Origin of the sequence: Kribbella sp. VKM Ac-2566 (assembly GCF_004366005.1) — a bacterium.
Classification (GTDB): Bacteria; Actinomycetota; Actinomycetes; order Propionibacteriales; family Kribbellaceae; genus Kribbella; species Kribbella pratensis.
In genome coordinates this window covers 25,443-43,852 of record NZ_SODT01000002.1, presented here as the reverse complement: position 1 = coordinate 43,852, position 18,410 = coordinate 25,443, and the positions used below count along the sequence as shown (strand labels likewise).

Genomic DNA, 18,410 nt, shown 5'->3' with positions numbered 1-18,410 from the left:
TACCGGGTAGTCAGCGGGCGGCGATCTGGGTTTCGAGGTCGCGCAGCGCGTGCAGGAAGGCTTCGGAGAACGTCGGGAACGGCTGGATGACGTCGAGGAGCACGGGGAGCGGGACCTTCGCGCGAACGGCGAGGGTCGCTTGTTGCAGCCATTCGCCGGCTTCCGGGCCGACGGCGTACGCGCCGGTGATCACGGTGCCGTCGGAGACGAGGGTGAGGAAGCCCGGCTGCGTATCGTACGAGCGCAGGTACGTCGAGGTTCGCGGCACCCCGGACAGCTGGACGGTCGCCACGAACGCGCCGTCCGCGGCGCCGACGGACGCGGCCTGCGGGTAGCTGTACACGACGCGCGGCACCGCTTCGTAGCTCGCCGTACGTGGGGTTCCAAGGATGTTGCTCGCGGCAACACGGCCTTGGTACTCGCCGACGTGGGTCAGCTGCCAGAGCCCGGTGACGTCGCCGATCGCCCAGATGCCCGGAGCTGCCTGGAGTGTGTCGTCGACCGGGATGCCGCGTGGGTCGGGATCGATGCCGACGGTGTCCAGTCCGATGCCGTCGACGCGCGGCCGGCGACCGGTCGCGACCAGGATCCGGTCACCTGTCACCTGGGTCCCGTCGCTGAGGTCGACGACGTACGTCGATCCCGCGAGCGCGGCTCGTTCCGCGCCGATGCCGACCCGGACGTCCACGTTGTCGGCGGCGAGTGCGGTGGCGATCGCCTCGCCGACCGCTCGCGGCTCGCGGGTCAGCAGGTGTTCGCCGCGCTCGAGGAGCGTCACGGCCGTGCCCATCCGGGCCAGCGCCTGACTCATCTCGACGCCGGTGGCGCCGCCGCCGAGGACGAGCAGCCGGTCCGGTACCTCGACCATCCCGGTGACGTCGCGATTCGTCCACACGCCGGGAAGATCCGCCAGCCCGGGAACCGGCGGGATCATCGGGTCGGCGCCGGTCGCGACCACGATCGCGTCGGCGGTGAAGGTCCGGTCGTCCACCGCGACCGTGTGCGGTCCCGCGAGCCGGCCGTGTCCGCGCAGTACCTCGATTCCGGCGCCCTTGGCCCACGAGACCTGCCCGGAGTCGTCGTAGCCGGACACCATGAAGTCCCGCCACGCCAGCGCCGCGGCGACGTCGAGGGAACCGGTGACGGCCTCCCGGGCACCGGGCGCGTCGAGGGCCTCGGCCAGCGCCTCGCCCGGGCGCAGCAGGGTCTTCGACGGGATGCAGGCCCAGTACGAGCACTCGCCGCCGAGCAGTTCCCGCTCGACGACGGCGACGCGCGCCCCACCCTTGGCCAATGTTGCGGCGCAGTGTTCTCCCGGGGCGCCGGCCCCGAGCACGATCACGTCGTACTCGTGCTTCCTGTCCATCGCGGACTCCTTTCGCTCGGGTTCAGATTCACCCGGACCACGCGCCCGTCGGGCCAGTGAGTGTCCCTGGTCCCCGGCAACCAGTGACAGTCACGGGGGTGATCCCCGCCGCCGAAGCCACATCGTGGACGCGAGAACATCCACGAGCCGGAGGCGGAGATGGAATTCCTCGTCACGATGACCACCCGGGTGCCGGACGGAACCACCGACGCCGCGGACCTGGAGACGGTCCTGGCCTCGATGCCGTTGCGCATCTGGCGGACCGACGAGGTGACCCCGCTGTCGCCGCACCCGAACGATCCGGCTGCGGCTGACGGGAGGGTGTGAGATGACAGCCAGCGACGAGCGGGCGGCGTACTCGGGGGTCGCGGTGCGTGGGCGGGCCGGGGCGCTGCTGATCGCGGCGACGGTGCTCGCCTCGATGGTCGGCTTCATCGACGCGTACATGGTCAACGTCGCGATTCCGGCGATCGGTCGCGACCTCGGGACCGGGGTGAGTGGGCTGCAATGGGTTCTGACGGGCTACTTGGTGACCGTCGCCGCCCTGCTTCTGCTCGCCGGTGCGTTGGCCGACCACTTCGGCTGGCGCCGGATCCTGATCACCGGTCTGGTCGTGATGCTGATCGGGTCGCTGTGCTGCGCGGCAGCGCCGAACACCGCGGCGCTGATCGCCGCGCGGGTCGTGCAAGGAGCCGGTGGAGCAATGGTCGTGCCCAGCAGCCTGGCCTTGCTCAACGGCACCTTGCGCCCGGCGGACCGCGCCAAGGGGATCGGCATCTGGGCAGGGCTGTCGACTCTCGGTACGACGCTCGGTCCGTACGGCGGCGGGTGGTTGATCGACCATGGCTCCTGGCGCTACGTGTTCCTGCTGAACGTTCCGCTGATCGCAGCAGCGTTGTGGGTACTTCACGGCGTACCGGAAGTCAGCCGCCCACGCCGGGAACTCTCGGTCGACGTGACGGGAGCTCTGCTGACCGTCCTCGGGCTGGGCGGTGTCATCTATGCGCTGACCGCGGGACCAGCGTCCGGATGGGGGAGCGCCAAGGTGCTGGTGCCGGCCGGCGTCGGCGTGGTCTGCCTGGTCGTACTCATTCCGGTGGAGCAACGGCGGCCGGCGCCCATGGTGCGTACGGCGCTCTTCCGGATCAAGCAGTTCGTCGCGATCAATGCCGCGACTCTCCTCTTCTACGGAGCCCTGTCGGCGGCGAGCTACCTGGTCGTCCTGCAGTGCCAGCTACAGCTGGGGTACAGCGCCACCGAGGCAGGTGCGGCGTTGATCCCGGAGTCAGCCGTCTTCCTGCTCGTCTCGCCGTTCGTCGGTGGCCTCGTGGCTCGCGTGGGCGTTCGTGGGCCGATGGCTGTCGGCATCCTGATCGTGGCCGGTGGATTCGCGTGGTTGTCGGCGGCGAGCCCCGGCGAGAGTTACCTGCACGCGATCCTGCCGGGCGCTTTGCTGTGGGGTCTCGGTATCGGTCTGACCGTCGCACCGCTCACGGCCGGCGTACTGGCTGCTGTCGACGACACCGACCTGGGCGAGGCATCCGCGATCAACGACGCCGCCTCCCGTGTCGGTGGCGTCGTGCTGATCGCGCTCGTCCCGGCCCTGCTCGGCGTCGGCGGCTCGGACGACCTGGTCCAGCCCCTCGCGCACCGGTACCAGACGGCGATGCTCGTGATGGCGGGCCTGAGCGTCGTTGCCGCGCTGATCACCTTCCTGTACGTCGCACGCGGCCGCCCGCCCGCCACCCAACTGCCGGCGACGCCGCGCGTGCACGGCTGTGCGGTACCGGTGTCCAACTGACCTGATGAACTGGAGAACACGATGAGCGACAGACTCGACGGGCAGCTTGTGGTCGTGATCGGCGGAAGTTCGGGGATCGGACTGGCCGCCGCCCACCAGGCCCACGCGGCCGGCGCCCGGATTGTTGTCACCGGCCGCGATCCCGAACGACTCGCCAAGGCCGCCGCCGAGGTCGGCGCCGAGAGTGCGCCGACCCTGGACCTGGGCGATCCGGAGCGTCTCGAGCAGGTCTTCGCCGACCTGCCCGCAGAGCTCGACCATGTCCTGGTGAGCGGCGGCGGACCGTTCTACGCACCGATCGCCGAGCTGGACTTCGAACGGGCGCTGCGCCTCCTCGACGAGGATCTGCTCGGAGCTCTGCGGATCGCCCGGCTCTGCATCGGGCGCGTTCGTCCCGGCGGTTCCCTCACGCTCATCAGCGGCACCGGCGCCCGCCGGCCAGGCGTCGGCCTGAGTCTCGCCGCGATCGGAACCGTCGGACTGCAGGCGATCGCCGCCAACGCCGCACTGGAACTTGCCCCGGTCCGCGTGAACGCCGTCGCGGCTGGGTTCGTCGACACACCGTTGTCGGCGCGGCTGCTCGGAGATCAGCTCGAACAGCGGCGGGCGGAGCTGCGCGACACGCTTCCGATCCGGCGGGTGGTCGGTCCGGACGACGTGGCCGCGCTGATCATCCACCTGATGACGAACACAGCACTCACCGGTGCGACGTACGACGTCGACGGCGGTCAGCAACTGCTCCGGAACTAGGTCGCCTCGTGGCCGGTCTCGGGCAGCGCCTCGCGCAGCTGTCTGCGCGAGCTGATCGAGAGCTTGTCGAAGATCTTGCGGAGGTGCCACTCGACCGTGCGGGGACTCAGGAACAGCCGGGCGCCCACTTCGGGGTTCGACAGCCCGTCGCGGACCAGCGAGGCGATCTGGAGCTCCTGCGGAGTGAGCCGGCTACCCGCGGCCGGTCCGCTCGCTCGTCGGCGTACCGTCTCTCCGGTCGCCTGCAACTCGCGACGCGCCCGCTCGGCGAACGCAGCCATGCCGATCGACGTGAACAGGTCGTACGCGTTGCGCAGTTCCGCCCGTGCCTCCCCCCTGCGAGTACGACGCCGCAGCCATTCGCCGTACAGCAGATGGGCACGTCCCAGGTCCGGGCGCAGCCGGGTGCCGGTCAGTTGCTCGATCGCCTCGAGGTACGCACCCTCGGCGGTCGCGCCGTCGTCCAGCAAACCCCGCGCGCGAGCCTCGATACCGCGGCCCCAGCGCTCGTCGGTGTCCAGCGTCTTCGCCTGCAGCTGCTCGAGTGCGGCAGCTGCCTCGCGTTGACGTCCGCTTCGTGCGGCCGCCTCGATCTGCTCACTGAGCGCCCACGACGACACGAACAGCTCCGGCGTGTCCTCGCTCGCCGAGATCGCCCACGGCAACGCCTCGTCGTGGCGGCCGAGACCATTGAGTACGACGGACCTCGCCCAGCGCGCGTACTGCGCCGCCGTACCCTGCCCTTCGGCGGTCGCGCTCGCGATGGTCTCGTCGATCAACGGGAACGCCTCGTCCGGGCGTCCGCGCAGTGCTGCCAGCACCAGTCCGCCGTACGGCAGCACGTGCGTGCCGGTGGCCTCTCGGACCGCGTCGGCCTCGGCCCGGAGCGAGGTGGCTTCGGCGAAGTCGCCGGCCAGGGCGACGACCTGGCCGAGCACGTTGACACCGACAGCCAGGACCGCGAGCGCACCGGCGCCACGTGCCACTTCCACCTGCCGGGTGGCGGTGGACCGGCATGCTTCGAAGTCCCACGCGGTCGCGGCCGCCGCGGTGGCCATCCATCCCCAGCGCAGCACCTCCTCGGTCGAGGCCTTCTGCTCACCGAACGCGGTGGCAGCCTGCTTGAGCAGCGGCACCGCACGAGACCGGCCCTCGGCGAACAGCAACGCGAAGCCGTCCAGCAGCAGATCAGAACTTCGCGTGGAGCTGCCGGACCGCGGCGCTGCCTCGGCTGCCAGCGACACCTCGCGCAGACCGGTGCCCGCGGCCAGCTGACCTGCGAACAGGGCGGCACTCCAGGCATCGAGATAGGTGTCGCGAGCGAGCTGTACGTCGAGCGTTTCAAGGGTCTTGGCAGCACGCAGGAGCAGGCCAGGCGCGTCCCGGCCACGCTGTTGCGCGTACGCCGCCTCGGCGCGGAGCAGATCGATCCGGGCCCGCCCCAGGTCGTCGAGCTTCCCTGCCTCGGCCGTCGCCAGCAACGCCCACGCGGTTTCGAATGCGCCGGCCTGCAGACTGGCGTGCGCGCCGGCCAGCGCGCGCTCGGTCCGCCGGACCGGATCACGGGTGAGGGCTACCGCGCGCTGCAGGAACGCAGCCGCGGCAGCGAAGCCGCCTCTGGCCTGAGCGCGGTCGGCGGACCGCTCCAACTCCAGAGCGACGTCCTCGTCAGGTCCGATCGCGGCTGCGGCCAGATGCCAGGCGCGCCGGTCCGGGTCTGCTGCCGAGTCCGTCGCGCCGGCCAGCGCCAGGTGCACTGCGCGGCGGTCTGTCTCGGAGGCCGATCCGTACAGCGCTGACCGGACCAGCGGGTGGCGGAACGTCACCCGCTCGCCCAGGCTGAGGAGTCCGTCGATCTCGGCGAAGGCCGCATCGATCCCTAGCTGGTCGGCGGCCCGCCGGACGAGCACCGGGTCGCCGATCGGCTCGGCCGCCGCGACCAGAAGCAGCTGCCGGGTCGGTGCGGGCAGGGCATCGGCCTGCCGCAGGAAACTCTGCTCGATGCGTCCGGGCAGACCCTGTCCGCCGAGCAGGCCGAATCCTGCTGCGAGCTGCGTGGCCGTCAGGCCGCGGGGCAGTTCGAGCAAGGCCAGCGGGTTACCGCCGGTCTCGGCCACGATCCGCTTGCGGACCGGTTCGTCGAGCAGGAACTCGACAGCTGATCCCAGCAGCGCGTGTGCCTCGTCAGCCGGCAACCCCTCGACCTGGACCTCAGGGAGACCGTGCAGGTCCACTCCGATCTCGCGGGCGCCGAACAACAACCCGACCGATTCGGCGCCGATCCTGCGGGCGACGAACCCGAGCGTCTGCGCCGTCGCGGTGTCGAGCCATTGCGCATCGTCGACGACGACCAGGACCGGCTGTTCTCCGGCCAGATCGGAGATCAGGCTCAGCACTGCGAGTCCGACCATGAAGCGGTCCGGAGCGGGACCTGGCGCCAGCCCGAACACCGTCGCGAGCGCCCGGCGCTGCGGCTCCGGGATCCGATGCAGGCGATCGAGCAGCGGCGCGCACAGCTGATGGAGTGCCGCGAACGCCAGCTCCATCTCCGACTGGACGCCGGCCGCCCGCAGCGTGCTGAGGTCCGCTGCGGAGTCGGTCGCGTAGGTCAGCAACGCGGTCTTCCCGACCCCGGCCTCGCCCCGGACGACGAGTACCCGGCTGGTGCCGTTGCGGACCTCGGCGAGCAGGCGGTCGAGGACGGCCCGCTCGGCCCGCCGACCGAGCAGTCTTGCAGGTCGAGTTCGCTCCGCCTCCTGGCCGCGGACGCCGTCTCCACGTTCCACAGTCCGCCGCCCCTCCAGCGGTGCGCCCGACCTCAGGCCCATCGCAGTCTCCCCGACCCGCAACAGCCTAAGACCACAGACGCACTACCGGAAGCGGGCTCGGGCTGGGGTGCCATGGTCAGCCGCGGGGACCGGTGACAATGTCGGGATGACTATCGAAGCGGTTGTTGTGTGATGGGGGTTCTCGACAAGTTCTCGCTGGTCGGGCGGACGGCTCTCGTGACGGGTGGGTATCGCGGGCTCGGTCGTGCGTTCGCGACCGGGTTGGCCGAGGCCGGTGCGGATGTGGTGATCGGAGCGCGCGACGCCGCGGCCTCGCAGCAGGCGGCCGAAGCGCTGGCGGGCGAGACCGGACGGACGGTGGTCGGTGTCGGCCTCGACGTGAACGACCGGGCCTCCGGCCGGGCGGCGATCCAGGCGGCACTGGACGCGACCGGGCGGTTCGACATCCTGGTCAACAACGCCGGGGCGTGCGTTCACCGGCCGGCGCTCGACGTACCCGACGACGAATGGGACGCGGTCTTCGCCACGAACGTCGACGGCCTGTGGAAGCTCAGCCAGGAGGCGGCCCGGCATTTCACGACGGTCGGCGGCGGCACCATCGTCAACATCGGGTCGATCTCCGCGCAGATCGTGAACCGTCCGCAGTGGCAACCGGCGTACAACGCCTCCAAGGCCGCGGTCCATCAGCTGACCAAGTCCCTGGCCGCGGAGTGGGCGCCGTTGAACATCCGCGTGAACGCCGTCGCCCCGGGCTACGTGAAGACCGAGATGGCGCCGGTCGACGAGCCAGAGTTCAAGGCCCGCTGGATCGACGACGCCCCGATGCGGCGGTACGCCGTACCCGAAGAAATCGCGCCCACCGTCGTCTTCCTGGCCTCGCCGGCGTCCAGTTTCATGACCGGCTCAGTAGTGGTGATCGACGGCGGCTACACCCTCCACTAGCGGTATCGGTCGAGGAACGTGGTGAGTTCTGCGAGGTACTGCGGACGCTTGTCGCGGCGTACCGAGTGGCCGGCGCCGGCGATATGTGCCGCGCGGAACTCGCCGGCTGCTACTTGGGCGCAGCGGTCCGCGTACTCGGTGGAGATCAGTGAGCCGCGTTCGGTGTCGCCGTGGATCAGCAGGACCGGGCAAGTGATCTCGGCGAGCAGGTCGGTCAACGGGCCGGCGTCGCGGAACGTCAGATCGAACAGGTGCGGGTTGACCTGCGCCTTGGACACGGCCCAGGGCTCGAGTTCGTCGTCGGGCCAGTCGGGGTCGTTGGATTGGCCCTTCGCGATCCGTGACGGCAGGTCGAGTGCCCGGACCTCCGCGAGCCAGTTCGGCTCGGACCACGGTTCGTCGGACCGGTCGCCAGGGGTTCCGGTCGGCGGGTCTTCCAGCACGACCGCACGGACCAGGTCCGGCCGGGACGCGGCAAGGTGCGCGGCTGCCATCGCGCCCATCGAGTGGCCGACCACGACGATCCCGCCGTCCTGGGGCTGGCTCGACAGCACGAGGGCGGCATCGTCGCGATGTGACTCGTAGCGAACAGGTTCGTCCGGGAGCCCGGACTCACCGTGCCCGCGCGCATCGATCGCGAGCGCGCGGATCCCGGGCATCGCGCGGATCACCGGCTCCCAGCACTGTGCAGAGTCCGAGAACCCGTGCAGGAACAAGACCTCGGTCGGCGCCTCATCGGTCCGGTACCACGCCAGATGAGCCGTCCTGCCTCGCACACCGAACATGGTTGTGACCCTAGCGCGTGTGCGAGGTTCCACCTGCGGATGCAACCAACTTCCGCCCCGGAGGCGTGTCTAACCCGGTATCGAGGATGGGAGATCGGATGAGTGATCGGGACGCGGCGTTCGAGGCGTATTTCGCGGCACGTTCCGATGCCATGCGCGGCACGGCGTACCTGCTCTGTGGCGACTGGCATCGTGCGGAAGACCTGGTGCAGCAGACGTTCACGAAGATCTACCTGGTGTGGCGGCGGATCCAGCGGCACGAGGCGATGGACAGCTACACCCGGCAGACACTCATCCGTACCTTCCTGTCCGAGCGGCGCCGGGGGTGGTTCCGGCACGAGTCGGTCGCGTCCGAGGCGACCGATCGGGCGGCGCCGTCGGCCGACTTCGCCGACGAACGGCTCGTTTTGCTGGAGGCACTCGTGAAGGTGCCGCCGAGGCAACGTGCCGTACTGGTCCTGCGCTACTGGGAGGACCAGTCCGTCGAGCAGACGGCTGAGCTGCTCGACTGCTCGGCCGGAACTGTCAAAAGCCAGGCCGCGCGCGGGCTGGCGACACTGCGTGGACTGCTGGAAGAGGAGAGGGTTCGATGAACGAAGAGGATCTCAACGAGGCACTGCATGACGTGATCGTGCGGAGCAGCCCACCGCCGTCGATGGATCCTGCGCACGCTCTCGAGCAGGCCCGCCGGGCGCGCAAGCGGCGCAGGGCGACATGGGCCGGGCTCGCCGTCGTACCGCTGGTGGTTGGCGTCACGGCCGGTCCCGCACTGGTCACGAACTACACCGGTCACCGGACGGTGGGCCAAATGGTGGCGGGCGGGCCGGGTACACCGTCGGCATTCCCGCCGTCGGCATCCGCGTCGCAGCCAGTCTCCACGGTGGCGCCGACGACTGCGCCGAAGACCCGGAAGACTGGCGACCCGTGGCCGGAGGGCCAGGTGGACCGCACGGCGAGCGCGGGTCCTCGCGCCGACCGGGCCGTGAAGCTCATGAACGACCTGACCTCGTCACTACCACCGGGGTTCACTTCGCCGGACCTGAAGTACCCGGGCGGCGGTCCGATGAGATGGCCGCAGAGCCAGTACGCATCCAGTGACGGGGAGCCGGACTACTGGGAGTACTCGGCCTCCATCCCGGTGCAGAAAGACAACCGGGTCGGCAAGTTGCTGGTGCTGTCGACCACGCCCAACGGCAAACCGGCGACCGACCCATGCACATTGGCGAAGGGCTTCTGGGGCGGGACCGGCACCTGCGACCTCGTGGACGTCGGCGGCAAGAAGGTCGGCGTACTGACCGCCAAGGGACGCGGCAGCTATGACCAGTGGGCAGCTTACCGGTACGACGACGGAACCGTCGTGTATTTCGCACAGGCCAAGAAGAGCGACCGCACGGAGCGATCGCCGCTGACCCAACCGGTGTTCACTGCCCGCCAGTTGGCCGAACTGGCGACCTCGCCGAAGTTCAAGATCAGCACCTGACGGCCGTAGGGCACCTGCTGGTTGTCAGTCGCGGATCGGTGTGGCTCGGCATCGGTGCGCTGCCAGGATCTCGCGGCGGCGTGCCGATGGCGGGCAGAAGACGACGGAGATCGCGACCACTGAGGCCGCCGCGAGCAGCGTGGCGGGGTAGCCGGATCGGTTGATCAGGAGTCCCGCCGCGGCTGGACCGGCGATGGTGCCGATGGTGAGTGCGGTGTTGACTGCGGCGAGCCCGGCTGAGGGGCGTGAGGCGAAGACGTCGGCACTCCAGATGCCCTGGGTCGCAACCACCGCACTGTAGAAAGCACCGAACAACGCCGCGGCCAGCAGGGCGATGATGAACTGGCGGGCTCCGACCGCGATCAGGACCAGTGCTGCGGTGAGTAGTGCGCAGGCGCCGAGGTAGCTGTTCCGCAGGCCGATGCGGTCGACGACCGATCCGCTGAGCGAGGCGAGGAGGCTGGCGGCACCGCACACCGCGTAGGCACTCTTGGCTTCTCCGGCTGCAAGCCCGGCTGTGTGCAGGGCCTCGACACTGAAGGTCCACCACACAGCGCTGCCCGCCCCGATGAGGACGGAGGAGAGCAGCAAGGGGCGGGACTTCGGGCAGACGAACCAGGTCCAACTCAGCTGTGGCACCTGGGGCCGGCGCGAGTCTCGACCTCGCGATGGTGCGCACACCGTCGCGAGGACTCCCGCGCCGACCGCCAGGACGACGAACACCAGCCAGGCGAGCCGCCAGTCGTCTCCGAAGCCGATCGCGACCGGTCCTCCGATCGCGACTCCCCAACCGGTTCCTGAACTGATCGTCGACCACACAAGGGCACGCCGAGCCGCAGGCACGTGCTGATCCACGATGTCGGCGTACGGCGGGAATGCCAGACCGGCCGCGGTGCCGGCGACGACCACGCCGACCTGTGCGGCCAACGAGGTGCCGGCTGCCGCGACGAGCGTCATCCCGATGGCCGCGAGTGCCGCCGCGAGTCCGATCGGCCATCGCGGTCCCAGCCTGACGGTCATCCAGATCACGGACAGATTCGCGATCAGGTACGACGCGTACCCGGCCGAAGCGGTCAGCCCCGCGGCGCGTGGTGTGATGCCCAGGTCGGCCTGCATCTGTGGCAACAGGAGCCCGTATCCGTAGCGTGCGAACCCGAAAGTGACCGCGATCATCGCGACACCAGGCACGACGGTCCGCAGAACGTGCCCGTTTCGTACCGATGCCCCAGGGCGGGCCGCAGCTTCGCTCATCGTCCCGCGCCAGTACCCACTACCTGCCGAGTCAAAATGAGTGCTGTTTGTGGTGACTGTCGTGTAGGTATGGGCCTGTGCACGACGACCAGGTGGACGTGACGACCGAGACCGTTGCGTCCTTGATCCAGGAACAGTTCCCTCAGTGGAAGGGCGAGGCGATTCGACCCGTGCCCTCGACCGGGACGGTCAACGCCATCTTCCGCATCGGGAACGACCTCTCTGCGCGTTTCCCATTGCGTCTGGTCGATGCTGCCGAGGCGTTGGCGGTTCTGCAACAGGAAGCCGAGGCGAGCGCGGAGCTGGCGCAGGTGTCTCGCTTCCCCGTTCCGGAACCCGTCGCCTTCGGACAACCCGGAGCGGACTACCCCATGCCGTGGGCGGTCCAGACCTGGCTGCCGGGAACGATCGCCTTCGATGCCGACCCGAGTACGTCGGACGCTTTTGCCGAGGACCTTGCGGCCTTCATCGCGGCCCTGCGGGACGTGGAGACGCGGGGGCGGCTGTTCAGCGGCGAAGGTCGTGGCGGCGTTCTCGCTCACCACGACGACTGGATGGCGAAGTGCTTCGAGGAGAGCAAGGGGCTGCTCGACGTACCTCGGCTGCGCCAGGTGTGGAGCCATTTTCGGGAGTTGCCACGCACGGCTCCGGACGTGATGAGCCATGGTGACTTGATTCCCGGCAACGTACTGGTCGCGGGAGACCGGCTCAGCGGCGTACTCGACACCGGCGGCTTCGGCCCGGCCGACCCCGCGCTGGATCTGGTCAGTGCCTGGCACCTGCTAGAGCCAGGCCCGCGGGAAATGCTCCGACGGGCGCTGGGCTCTGACGATCTGGAGTGGGAGCGCGGCAAGGCCTGGGCGTTCGAACAGGCGATGGGCGTCGTCTGGTACTACGTCGAGACCAACCCGACGATGAGCAAAATGGGCCGCCGAACCCTCGACCGCATTTTGGACTCGTGATGGACCTGGTCGGTCAAGCAGCGCCGCGGCGGGGGAGGCAGAGCTGGGCGGCCAGTAGGCCGGCTGCGGCGACCACGGCCCACAGTGTCCAGGGACCGATCGCGTAGAGCGCTCCGCCGATGAGGGGGCCGGTGCCCGTGCCGGCCGTGTACGCGACGCCGTACAGGCCCTGATAGCGGCCGACGAGCCGTGGCGGCGCCAGGCTTCCCAGGTACGCCGCGGCGACCGAGCTGGACATCATCTCGCCGAGGGTCCAGATCAGCACCGTGACCGAAAGCAGCACCATCCCCGTCATCAAGCCGGTCAGCGCGAGGCCGGCACCGATGAGCAGGTTGCCGATGGCAAGGACGTACTCCGGTCGGTACCGGGAGACCGCGCCGGTGATGGGCAACTCCAGCGCCAGCACCACCAGACCGTTCAACCCGATGAGCAGACCGAAGTCGCGCGCGCTCAGGCCCACTTCGGTGACGTGCAGGGGCAGGCCGACGGTCGACTGGATGTAGACGAACTCCCCGACCACGGTCATCAGCAGGAATCGCACCAGCCGGCGGTCGGCGAGCGCCCGCCGGTATCCAACCGCCGTGTCTGCCGGCGAGTCCGCGTCGTCCGGATCGGTCTGCTGCCGAGGTGCGTCCCGCAGCAACACTGCCACGACGACCCCGAAGAGCAGACACGCGACGGCATTGCCGACGAAGAGCTCCACATATGAGGTGCTGGCCAGCACGCCGCCGATGACGCCGCCCAGGGCAGCGCCGACGTTCATCGCGAACCGGAACACGGCGAACGCGGCTAGTCGTTGCTGGCTCGTCCTCACCGAGTCGAGCAGCGCCGCGGCCGCGGCAGGCCGGTAGACCTGCGACGTCACGCCGATGAGTCCGACCACTGCGGTGATGATCGGGAACGGGCCGAGGAACGGCACGACCGCGGTCAGCCCGGCGGTGGTCACGGCGGACAGCACGATGGTCCAGCGCCGGCCGATCCGGTCGGCGAGGTAACCACCGAACGCGCTGCCGAGAACGTTGCCCAGACCGGCCACGCCCAGCACGAGTCCCGCGGCACCGGCGGAATAGCCGCGCTCGGTCAGGTAGAGCACGATGAACACGGGCAGGAAGTTGCCGACCCGGTTGACCAGGATGCCGAGACTGATGATCCAGACCCGCGCAGGCAGGCCTCGCAGCGCGTCGCGGAACCGGGACTCGTCGACGCCCCGCTGATCCGTGTTCATGCAAGCGGCTCTGTGCGTATGTCGATCGCCGCGGCCAGCCGCCTGGCGTGGGCGACCGCTTCGGTGCGAGTGGCGCCGCGAGCGAGGATGTGACCGACCTTGTCCTCGTTCCAGGTCAGGGGCGGTACGTCGTCGCCAGGTCCCACCTTCAGCTGAAGGTCGACGTACGCCGGGTCGGCTCGGACGGCGTCGAGTCCGGTCACCTCCACGATCCGTCCCGGCTCCGGAGTGAGGAATCGGATGGCTGCTCCGCCGCGAGGTCGGGGTGCCGCGGTCAGCGGCTCCACGACGTCGAACCCGGCGCCGAGCGCGTACCGCTCCATGTCGACGCCGTAGGCGATCTCGGTCAGGTCGTTGATCCTGTCGCCGCCGATGCGGTTGTGCGACTCGACGATCCGCGGGCCACGCGAGGTCAGCTTGACCTCGGTGTGCGCTGCACCGTTGCGCAGCCCCACCGCGTCGAGGAAGTCCGTCACCAACCGCCTGACCTCGTCCAAGGTCTCGGGCGAGCAGTCGCTGGGCTGCGAGTGTCCGAGCTCGACGAACCCCGGGCCGGTCTCCTTGTCGGTCAGCGCGACGACAACATGCCGGCCGTCGAAGCTCAGGGTCTCCACGCTGATCTCCGCGCCGTCCAGGTACTCCTCGATGAGGAACTCGCTGAACGAGTCGGCGAAGGACAGGTCCTTCGCGGTCCAATGTCCGTCGTCGAGGGCCCGGAACCGCTCGGTGACGGAGTCCACCTCGTCCTGGTCGCGGATGCGGAAGACTCCCAGGCTGCCCGATTCGCGGATCGGCTTCACGATGACCGGCAGTCCGTGCGCCTCGACGAACTCCTGGATGTCCCGCGCGGAGCGGCCGACCGCAGCGGCTACCGGGCTCACGGCTTTGGCGGCCAACTGCTGGCGCATCCGCCACTTGTCCAGCAGCAATTCCACAGTGGCTACGGACTCGCCGCCGAGGCCGAGCGCCTCGTTGACTCGTGCCGCCGGCAACAGCCCGAGCTCGTACAGCGACACCGCCGCCTGGAACGGGTACGCCTCGTGCAGGGCGCGGACCAGCGGCAGCAGCCGGTCGACGTCGCCGTAGTCGAGCAGCAGCGCCTGGTCGACGTACGGCCAGTGACCGCGGTCGTACTCGTCGGGGAACTGGACGTGCACCACGTCCAGGCCAAGCTCGCGGGCCTTGCGCACATGGTCGAGCTTGCCGCCGATGACCAGGATGCGAGGCCGTGCGGCGGTGACCGCCGAGGACTGTTGGCTGGTGGAGACGACGTGGTCGGACACCGTGGCTTCCTCTCTCACGACTTGCTGACCACCGAATCTGCTGGTCTGAGGTGGGCGCGGGCATCGGAAATCCTCCCTATCCCGAGACCCGTGGGTCCTCAGGTGGGCATGCTTCCGCGGGTGGCGCTGGGTCAGCTCCGAGATCCCGAGGTGCGAAGGCAACGCGGCCAGGTTGCCGGCCCGGCCCGGCATCAGCTGCATCACCAGCTCGCGGATCACGGGATCTTCGCCGGGCGCATCAGCCGTCCGGTCCGCGACCAGCTGCTGAAGCTGTGCCAGAGCGACTGCCGGGGCCGATGATTCGGCGATCAGCTCCGCCACCCGGTACGCCGCGGCGCCGAGCAGCTCGTCCGGCGGGCACGGTGAGTCCGCCAACTCGGACATCGGTACACCCGAGGTCGCCCGCACGACGGGCCGCGGCCCAGGCCCCGGGCCGCGGCGGCTGCGCTTGAGTTCAGTCAGATTGCGTGGCTTTGAGCTCGTCGCGGTGGTTCTCGAGCCAGGTCGTGAAGGACTGCAGGTCCGGGTTCAGCTCGCGGACCTTCGCCAGGTCGCGGTCGCCGGTGAAGTCGTCGTGGTTCTCGGCGTAGAACTGGAACATGTGCGCTCACCGGCGTTACAACAGGCTGGTGGTGCCATGTGACGGTCGTGACCGCTGGTGGTGTTTCCGCAGGTCACAGGCCTAATTCGGGACCTGTATCGAGCTGTTGCGCGGCGAGGTCTACCAGGTGCGCCTTGGCGGCCTGTTCCGTCACTGTTCCGTGAGCCGCCAACGAGAAGATCCGCCCGAGTCGCGAGTCGATCGCCTTGCGGGCTCGATCGTGCGACGACGGCAGCATGTGGGTATAGAGGCGCAGCGTGAAGCCGGGATCGCCGTGACCGAGGTATTCGGCGAGCTCCTTGATGTTGACTCCGTCGGCCAGCGCGACGCTTGCATAGTAATGGCGCAGGGCATGCATCCCGGTCTCGCGGTTGGTGACGTACTGGAGTGCTCCTCGCGCGTTCCTGGTTGGCTGTGGGATCAAACCGGCCGCTGCCAGAGCGGGATGCCACATTGCCTTGTCGTAGCTACGTGCGGGAATGTGCCGGTCGTTGCGCCATCGGAAGAGGATCTTGACCTCATGCGGCTCGCCGTTCGGCCGCTCCCACGGCAAGCTGTATGGGAGCGGCTTGAAGGACTCGATGTGCCGCAGGAGAGTCAGCGCGGCACCATCCGACATGGGCACGGTGCGCTCACGGTCGTTCTTCGGGAGTGCGAAGACGAAGTACTTCCCGAGCTTTTTCACCTGCCGCCGGACATGGATGACCATCGCATCGAAGTCGATGTCGTCCTTGGCGAGCCCGAAGAGCTCTCCCTGACGCAGGCCGGCGGCCGCGCCGATGGTCGGAATGGCCCGGTATTGAACCGGGTGGCACTCGACGATGCGCTCGATGGTTTCATCGCTCCAGGCCACGACCCTGCGATTCTTCGGGACCGGTACCGTGACCACCCCGGCCTTGGCCGGATTTCGCTTGATCGTGTCGTCGTCCACGGCCAGCTCGAGGGTCCCGTGCAGCACAACGAACGCCGTCCGCGCCGTCGCCGGTCCCTTTCGCCGCTCGAGGTCGGCAAGCCAGTTCGCGACCTCGGACGGCTTGATGCTCTTCACCTGTCGCTTCCCGAACACCGGAAGCACATGCAGCCGCCACGCTGTCTCGTACCGGATCTCCGTCGTCGGATCGACAACCCGCGATCCCAGCCAACTCTTCGCGACAACCTCGAACCGCACGGTGCCGGCCTCTGGGTCGATGTACTCACCGCGTGCGACATCCGTCTCCATCTCAGACGCGAACCGATTAGCCCTGACCTTGGTGTCGAACGTCCGCGACTTCTCCCTCCCGTCCGGCCCGATCCAAACCGCCAGCCACCGCTTCCCCCGCCCCCACCGCTTCTCGTTCCGCTCCCGCTTGAGCGACCCATCAGCCTGCTCAACCGCCGTAGTCCACAAATCCTTCACAAACGCCACCAGACGACCTCCCCGCCGCTCCATCAACTACCCCTCAACGCGCGAGCGACTTGGACTTTCGGGATCGGCCAGCTTCCGGACCAACTGTGTCCCGCACTGGATCGGCGTCTACACGCACAGTCGTGCAGGTGGGGCTATCCCGCTAACGGTGTCTCCGGCGGTGTTGATTAGTAGCTTTTCGGCGGTTGGGAAGCGGTCGCCGAAGGTGATCGCGAACACGTTGAGCGCTTCTGGCGGCTCGACAAGAACAGTGCGAGGGCCGACGTGACCCGGTAGCTAACACCATGCTGCTCGGGCTGGTCGAATGGCCCTACGGATCAGCCCGAGCCGGTGGTAGAGCTCCGAAAGCGCGGCCTGCGTGTTCTCCTGCGCTGTAGCCCCTGCCGGGCGTCTCATGCTCACCCGGGACTCGTGACACCCCAGAGACGCGCAGGTACTGGAAAACGCTGCAATCCTGTGCGACCGCCGCAGGCGGACCCAGCCGAGTAGATGCCACCGCAGCGCTAGAAGGCCGAGATGACTTGCGAGCGTTCCGCACGAGCAAGTGTGCTTATCACCGCTGACTGGCCGTGGCGGCGCGCGGCTAAGCGCACCAGCAGGTCGCGCACGGGCGCGAAGACCTCCTCCGGGAACACCGGCGTCGGGACTCCAACACTCAGCGCAAGGTCGTCAGCATGAACCACGATCTCCAGCATGCGCGTAAGCAAGAAGTCATCCCGGGCCAAGGACCAGCCTTGCCAGGGAATTGGTATCACGTCTGCAGCGGAACGGCTGACGAGTAGCGGCCCTAGCGTGGCGAGTGCCTTGTTGACTCGAGTCCTGAGCGCAGCTATGCCAAGCGCAGCCTCGGCCTCGTCCGTGGTGCGGTCATTGGGCGGATCATCCGGAGAGCTCGACGTGACCCATGCAGCCCGATAATAATGGGTGTCGACCGACTCCAGTGGTGGGATGTCGGTTGAAGCTTGGAGCAGCTCTGCGGCATGTGTTAGCTGCCGCCCCAGGTGGCAGGCCAGTTGTCCGACTGACATCTTCGGCAAGAGGCTCTGCCGTAGCCATTGATCGGACACCTGGGCCTGTTCTATCAAATCACGAACAAGTTTCCCAGCGATCGGGAACACCGCATCCCAGCGATCGGAAGCCGAATCCACGCCGTAAGTCTGGCACATGCACCTTTGGAACTCGACCAACAATCGTCCGCCGACGCAGTCGGGTGGCGGGCATCATGGCGAACATGGACCGGCGGGGCGACACAAGGAGGCTTACCAGCAGGGCACGTCGACGTGCAAGGTCGACGATCTGGTCAAAGCGTTGGGTGCGGATGCGGGTCTCCGACGCCCACTTAGGCCCTCAAGGCCGCGATCGAGGCCGTCGTGCTGGGTTCGGCGTGGCAGCGGTGCCGGTGCACTTCCTGCGCAACGTGCTCACGCAAGTGCCGAAGGGCCACGCCGAGATGGTCGCGGCCGCGGCCCGCGTTATCTTCGCCAGCCAGACCCCATGCGCGTCCTCGAACGAGTCGACGTATCGCCACCATGGTCGGCCGGCAACTGTCCAGGTCGAAGCCATGCCACGCGGCCGACGACGCCACCGCGTTCGCCGACTTCCCGATCAGTCACTGGAATAGGATCCGGTCGCCCAACCCCGCTCGAGCGCGTAAACAAGGAGATCAAGCGCAGCACCGACGTCGTCGGCGTGTTCCCAGAACCCCGCAGCACTGCTGTGACTGGCCGACTCTGCCCGTGCTGTACACGGACCCAGCTCTCAGACGGATTA

General features: G+C 68.6%; 16 protein-coding genes and 1 pseudogene. 8 read left to right on the top strand and 9 right to left on the bottom strand.

Annotated features, from left to right (window positions below):
• Positions 1 to 10 precede the first annotated feature (10 nt).
• Entirely contained in the window at positions 11 to 1,366 is a 1,356-nt protein-coding gene (locus tag EV647_RS01740; RefSeq protein ID WP_133997343.1) for an NAD(P)/FAD-dependent oxidoreductase, read from the bottom strand.
• A gap of 159 nt (positions 1,367 to 1,525) precedes the next feature.
• On the opposite strand from EV647_RS01740, the gene EV647_RS01735 reads away from it, so the two are divergent.
• From EV647_RS01735 to EV647_RS01725, 3 genes are read left to right on the top strand one after another with little or no spacing between them, the layout of a single operon-like run.
• A complete protein-coding gene (locus EV647_RS01735; protein ID WP_133997340.1) occupies positions 1,526 to 1,693 on the top strand; it encodes a muconolactone Delta-isomerase family protein in 168 nt (55 codons plus the stop codon).
• Position 1,694: 1 nt separating this feature from the next.
• A complete protein-coding gene (locus EV647_RS01730; RefSeq protein WP_133997337.1) occupies positions 1,695 to 3,167 on the top strand; it encodes a DHA2 family efflux MFS transporter permease subunit in 1,473 nt (490 codons plus the stop codon).
• Positions 3,168 to 3,188: 21 nt separating this feature from the next.
• Positions 3,189 to 3,917: an SDR family oxidoreductase gene (locus EV647_RS01725; RefSeq protein ID WP_133997334.1), complete on the top strand. Its 729-nt coding sequence runs from the start codon at positions 3,189 to 3,191 to the stop codon at positions 3,915 to 3,917.
• Here EV647_RS01725 and EV647_RS01720 read toward each other — a convergent pair.
• Entirely contained in the window at positions 3,914 to 6,745 is a 2,832-nt protein-coding gene (locus EV647_RS01720) for an AAA family ATPase (protein WP_133997331.1), read from the bottom strand. The two genes, EV647_RS01725 and EV647_RS01720, sit on opposite strands and share 4 nt — an antisense overlap.
• A gap of 132 nt (positions 6,746 to 6,877) precedes the next feature.
• On the opposite strand from EV647_RS01720, the gene EV647_RS01715 reads away from it, so the two are divergent.
• Complete coding sequence (locus tag EV647_RS01715) at positions 6,878 to 7,648, top strand: SDR family NAD(P)-dependent oxidoreductase (protein WP_133997328.1); 771 nt, start codon at positions 6,878 to 6,880, stop codon at positions 7,646 to 7,648.
• Here the strand turns inward: EV647_RS01715 and EV647_RS01710 are convergent.
• Positions 7,645 to 8,433 (bottom strand): alpha/beta fold hydrolase, encoded by a 789-nt coding sequence (locus EV647_RS01710; RefSeq protein ID WP_133997325.1) that lies wholly within the window; start codon positions 8,431 to 8,433, stop codon positions 7,645 to 7,647. The genes EV647_RS01715 and EV647_RS01710 overlap by 4 nt on opposite strands.
• Positions 8,434 to 8,531: 98 nt before the next feature.
• On the opposite strand from EV647_RS01710, the gene EV647_RS01705 reads away from it, so the two are divergent.
• Positions 8,532 to 9,026, top strand: a complete 495-nt coding sequence (locus EV647_RS01705) for a SigE family RNA polymerase sigma factor (protein ID WP_133997322.1) — start codon at positions 8,532 to 8,534, stop codon at positions 9,024 to 9,026.
• The gene (locus EV647_RS01700; RefSeq protein WP_133997319.1) at positions 9,023 to 9,913 is read left to right on the top strand and encodes a hypothetical protein; all 891 of its coding nucleotides are present in this window, start codon (positions 9,023 to 9,025) and stop codon (positions 9,911 to 9,913) included. The genes EV647_RS01705 and EV647_RS01700 overlap by 4 nt, the downstream gene beginning before the upstream one ends.
• A gap of 24 nt (positions 9,914 to 9,937) precedes the next feature.
• Here the strand turns inward: EV647_RS01700 and EV647_RS01695 are convergent, their stop codons facing one another.
• Complete coding sequence (locus EV647_RS01695; RefSeq protein WP_166680184.1) at positions 9,938 to 11,086, bottom strand: MFS transporter; 1,149 nt, start codon at positions 11,084 to 11,086, stop codon at positions 9,938 to 9,940.
• A gap of 155 nt (positions 11,087 to 11,241) precedes the next feature.
• On the opposite strand from EV647_RS01695, the gene EV647_RS01690 reads away from it, so the two are divergent.
• On the top strand, positions 11,242 to 12,126 hold the full coding sequence (locus tag EV647_RS01690; RefSeq protein ID WP_133997313.1) for an aminoglycoside phosphotransferase family protein: 885 nt from the start codon (positions 11,242 to 11,244) through the stop codon (positions 12,124 to 12,126).
• Between the two features lie 13 nt (positions 12,127 to 12,139).
• On the opposite strand, the gene EV647_RS01685 is transcribed toward EV647_RS01690, so the two are convergent.
• From EV647_RS01685 to EV647_RS01670, 5 genes are all read right to left on the bottom strand, one after another.
• Positions 12,140 to 13,351, bottom strand: a complete 1,212-nt coding sequence (locus EV647_RS01685; protein ID WP_133997310.1) for an MFS transporter — start codon at positions 13,349 to 13,351, stop codon at positions 12,140 to 12,142.
• Positions 13,348 to 15,018, bottom strand: coding sequence for an ATP-grasp domain-containing protein (locus EV647_RS01680; protein ID WP_202876008.1), 1,671 nt, complete (start codon positions 15,016 to 15,018; stop codon positions 13,348 to 13,350). Before EV647_RS01680 ends, EV647_RS01685 begins: the two co-directional genes overlap by 4 nt.
• Before the next feature lie 70 nt (positions 15,019 to 15,088).
• On the bottom strand, positions 15,089 to 15,235 hold the full coding sequence (locus EV647_RS41825; protein WP_166680183.1) for a hypothetical protein: 147 nt from the start codon (positions 15,233 to 15,235) through the stop codon (positions 15,089 to 15,091).
• Between the two features lie 73 nt (positions 15,236 to 15,308).
• Positions 15,309 to 16,454 (bottom strand): site-specific integrase, encoded by a 1,146-nt coding sequence (locus EV647_RS01675; protein ID WP_255517891.1) that lies wholly within the window; start codon positions 16,452 to 16,454, stop codon positions 15,309 to 15,311.
• Between the two features lie 689 nt (positions 16,455 to 17,143).
• Positions 17,144 to 17,788: a maleylpyruvate isomerase N-terminal domain-containing protein gene (locus EV647_RS01670; protein WP_166680181.1), complete on the bottom strand. Its 645-nt coding sequence runs from the start codon at positions 17,786 to 17,788 to the stop codon at positions 17,144 to 17,146.
• A 164-nt stretch (positions 17,789 to 17,952) separates the two neighbouring features.
• Here EV647_RS01670 and EV647_RS42750 point away from each other — a divergent pair.
• A pseudogene (locus EV647_RS42750) lies at positions 17,953 to 18,344 on the top strand (transposase); the annotation flags it as partial.
• Positions 18,345 to 18,410: the final 66 nt, after the last annotated feature.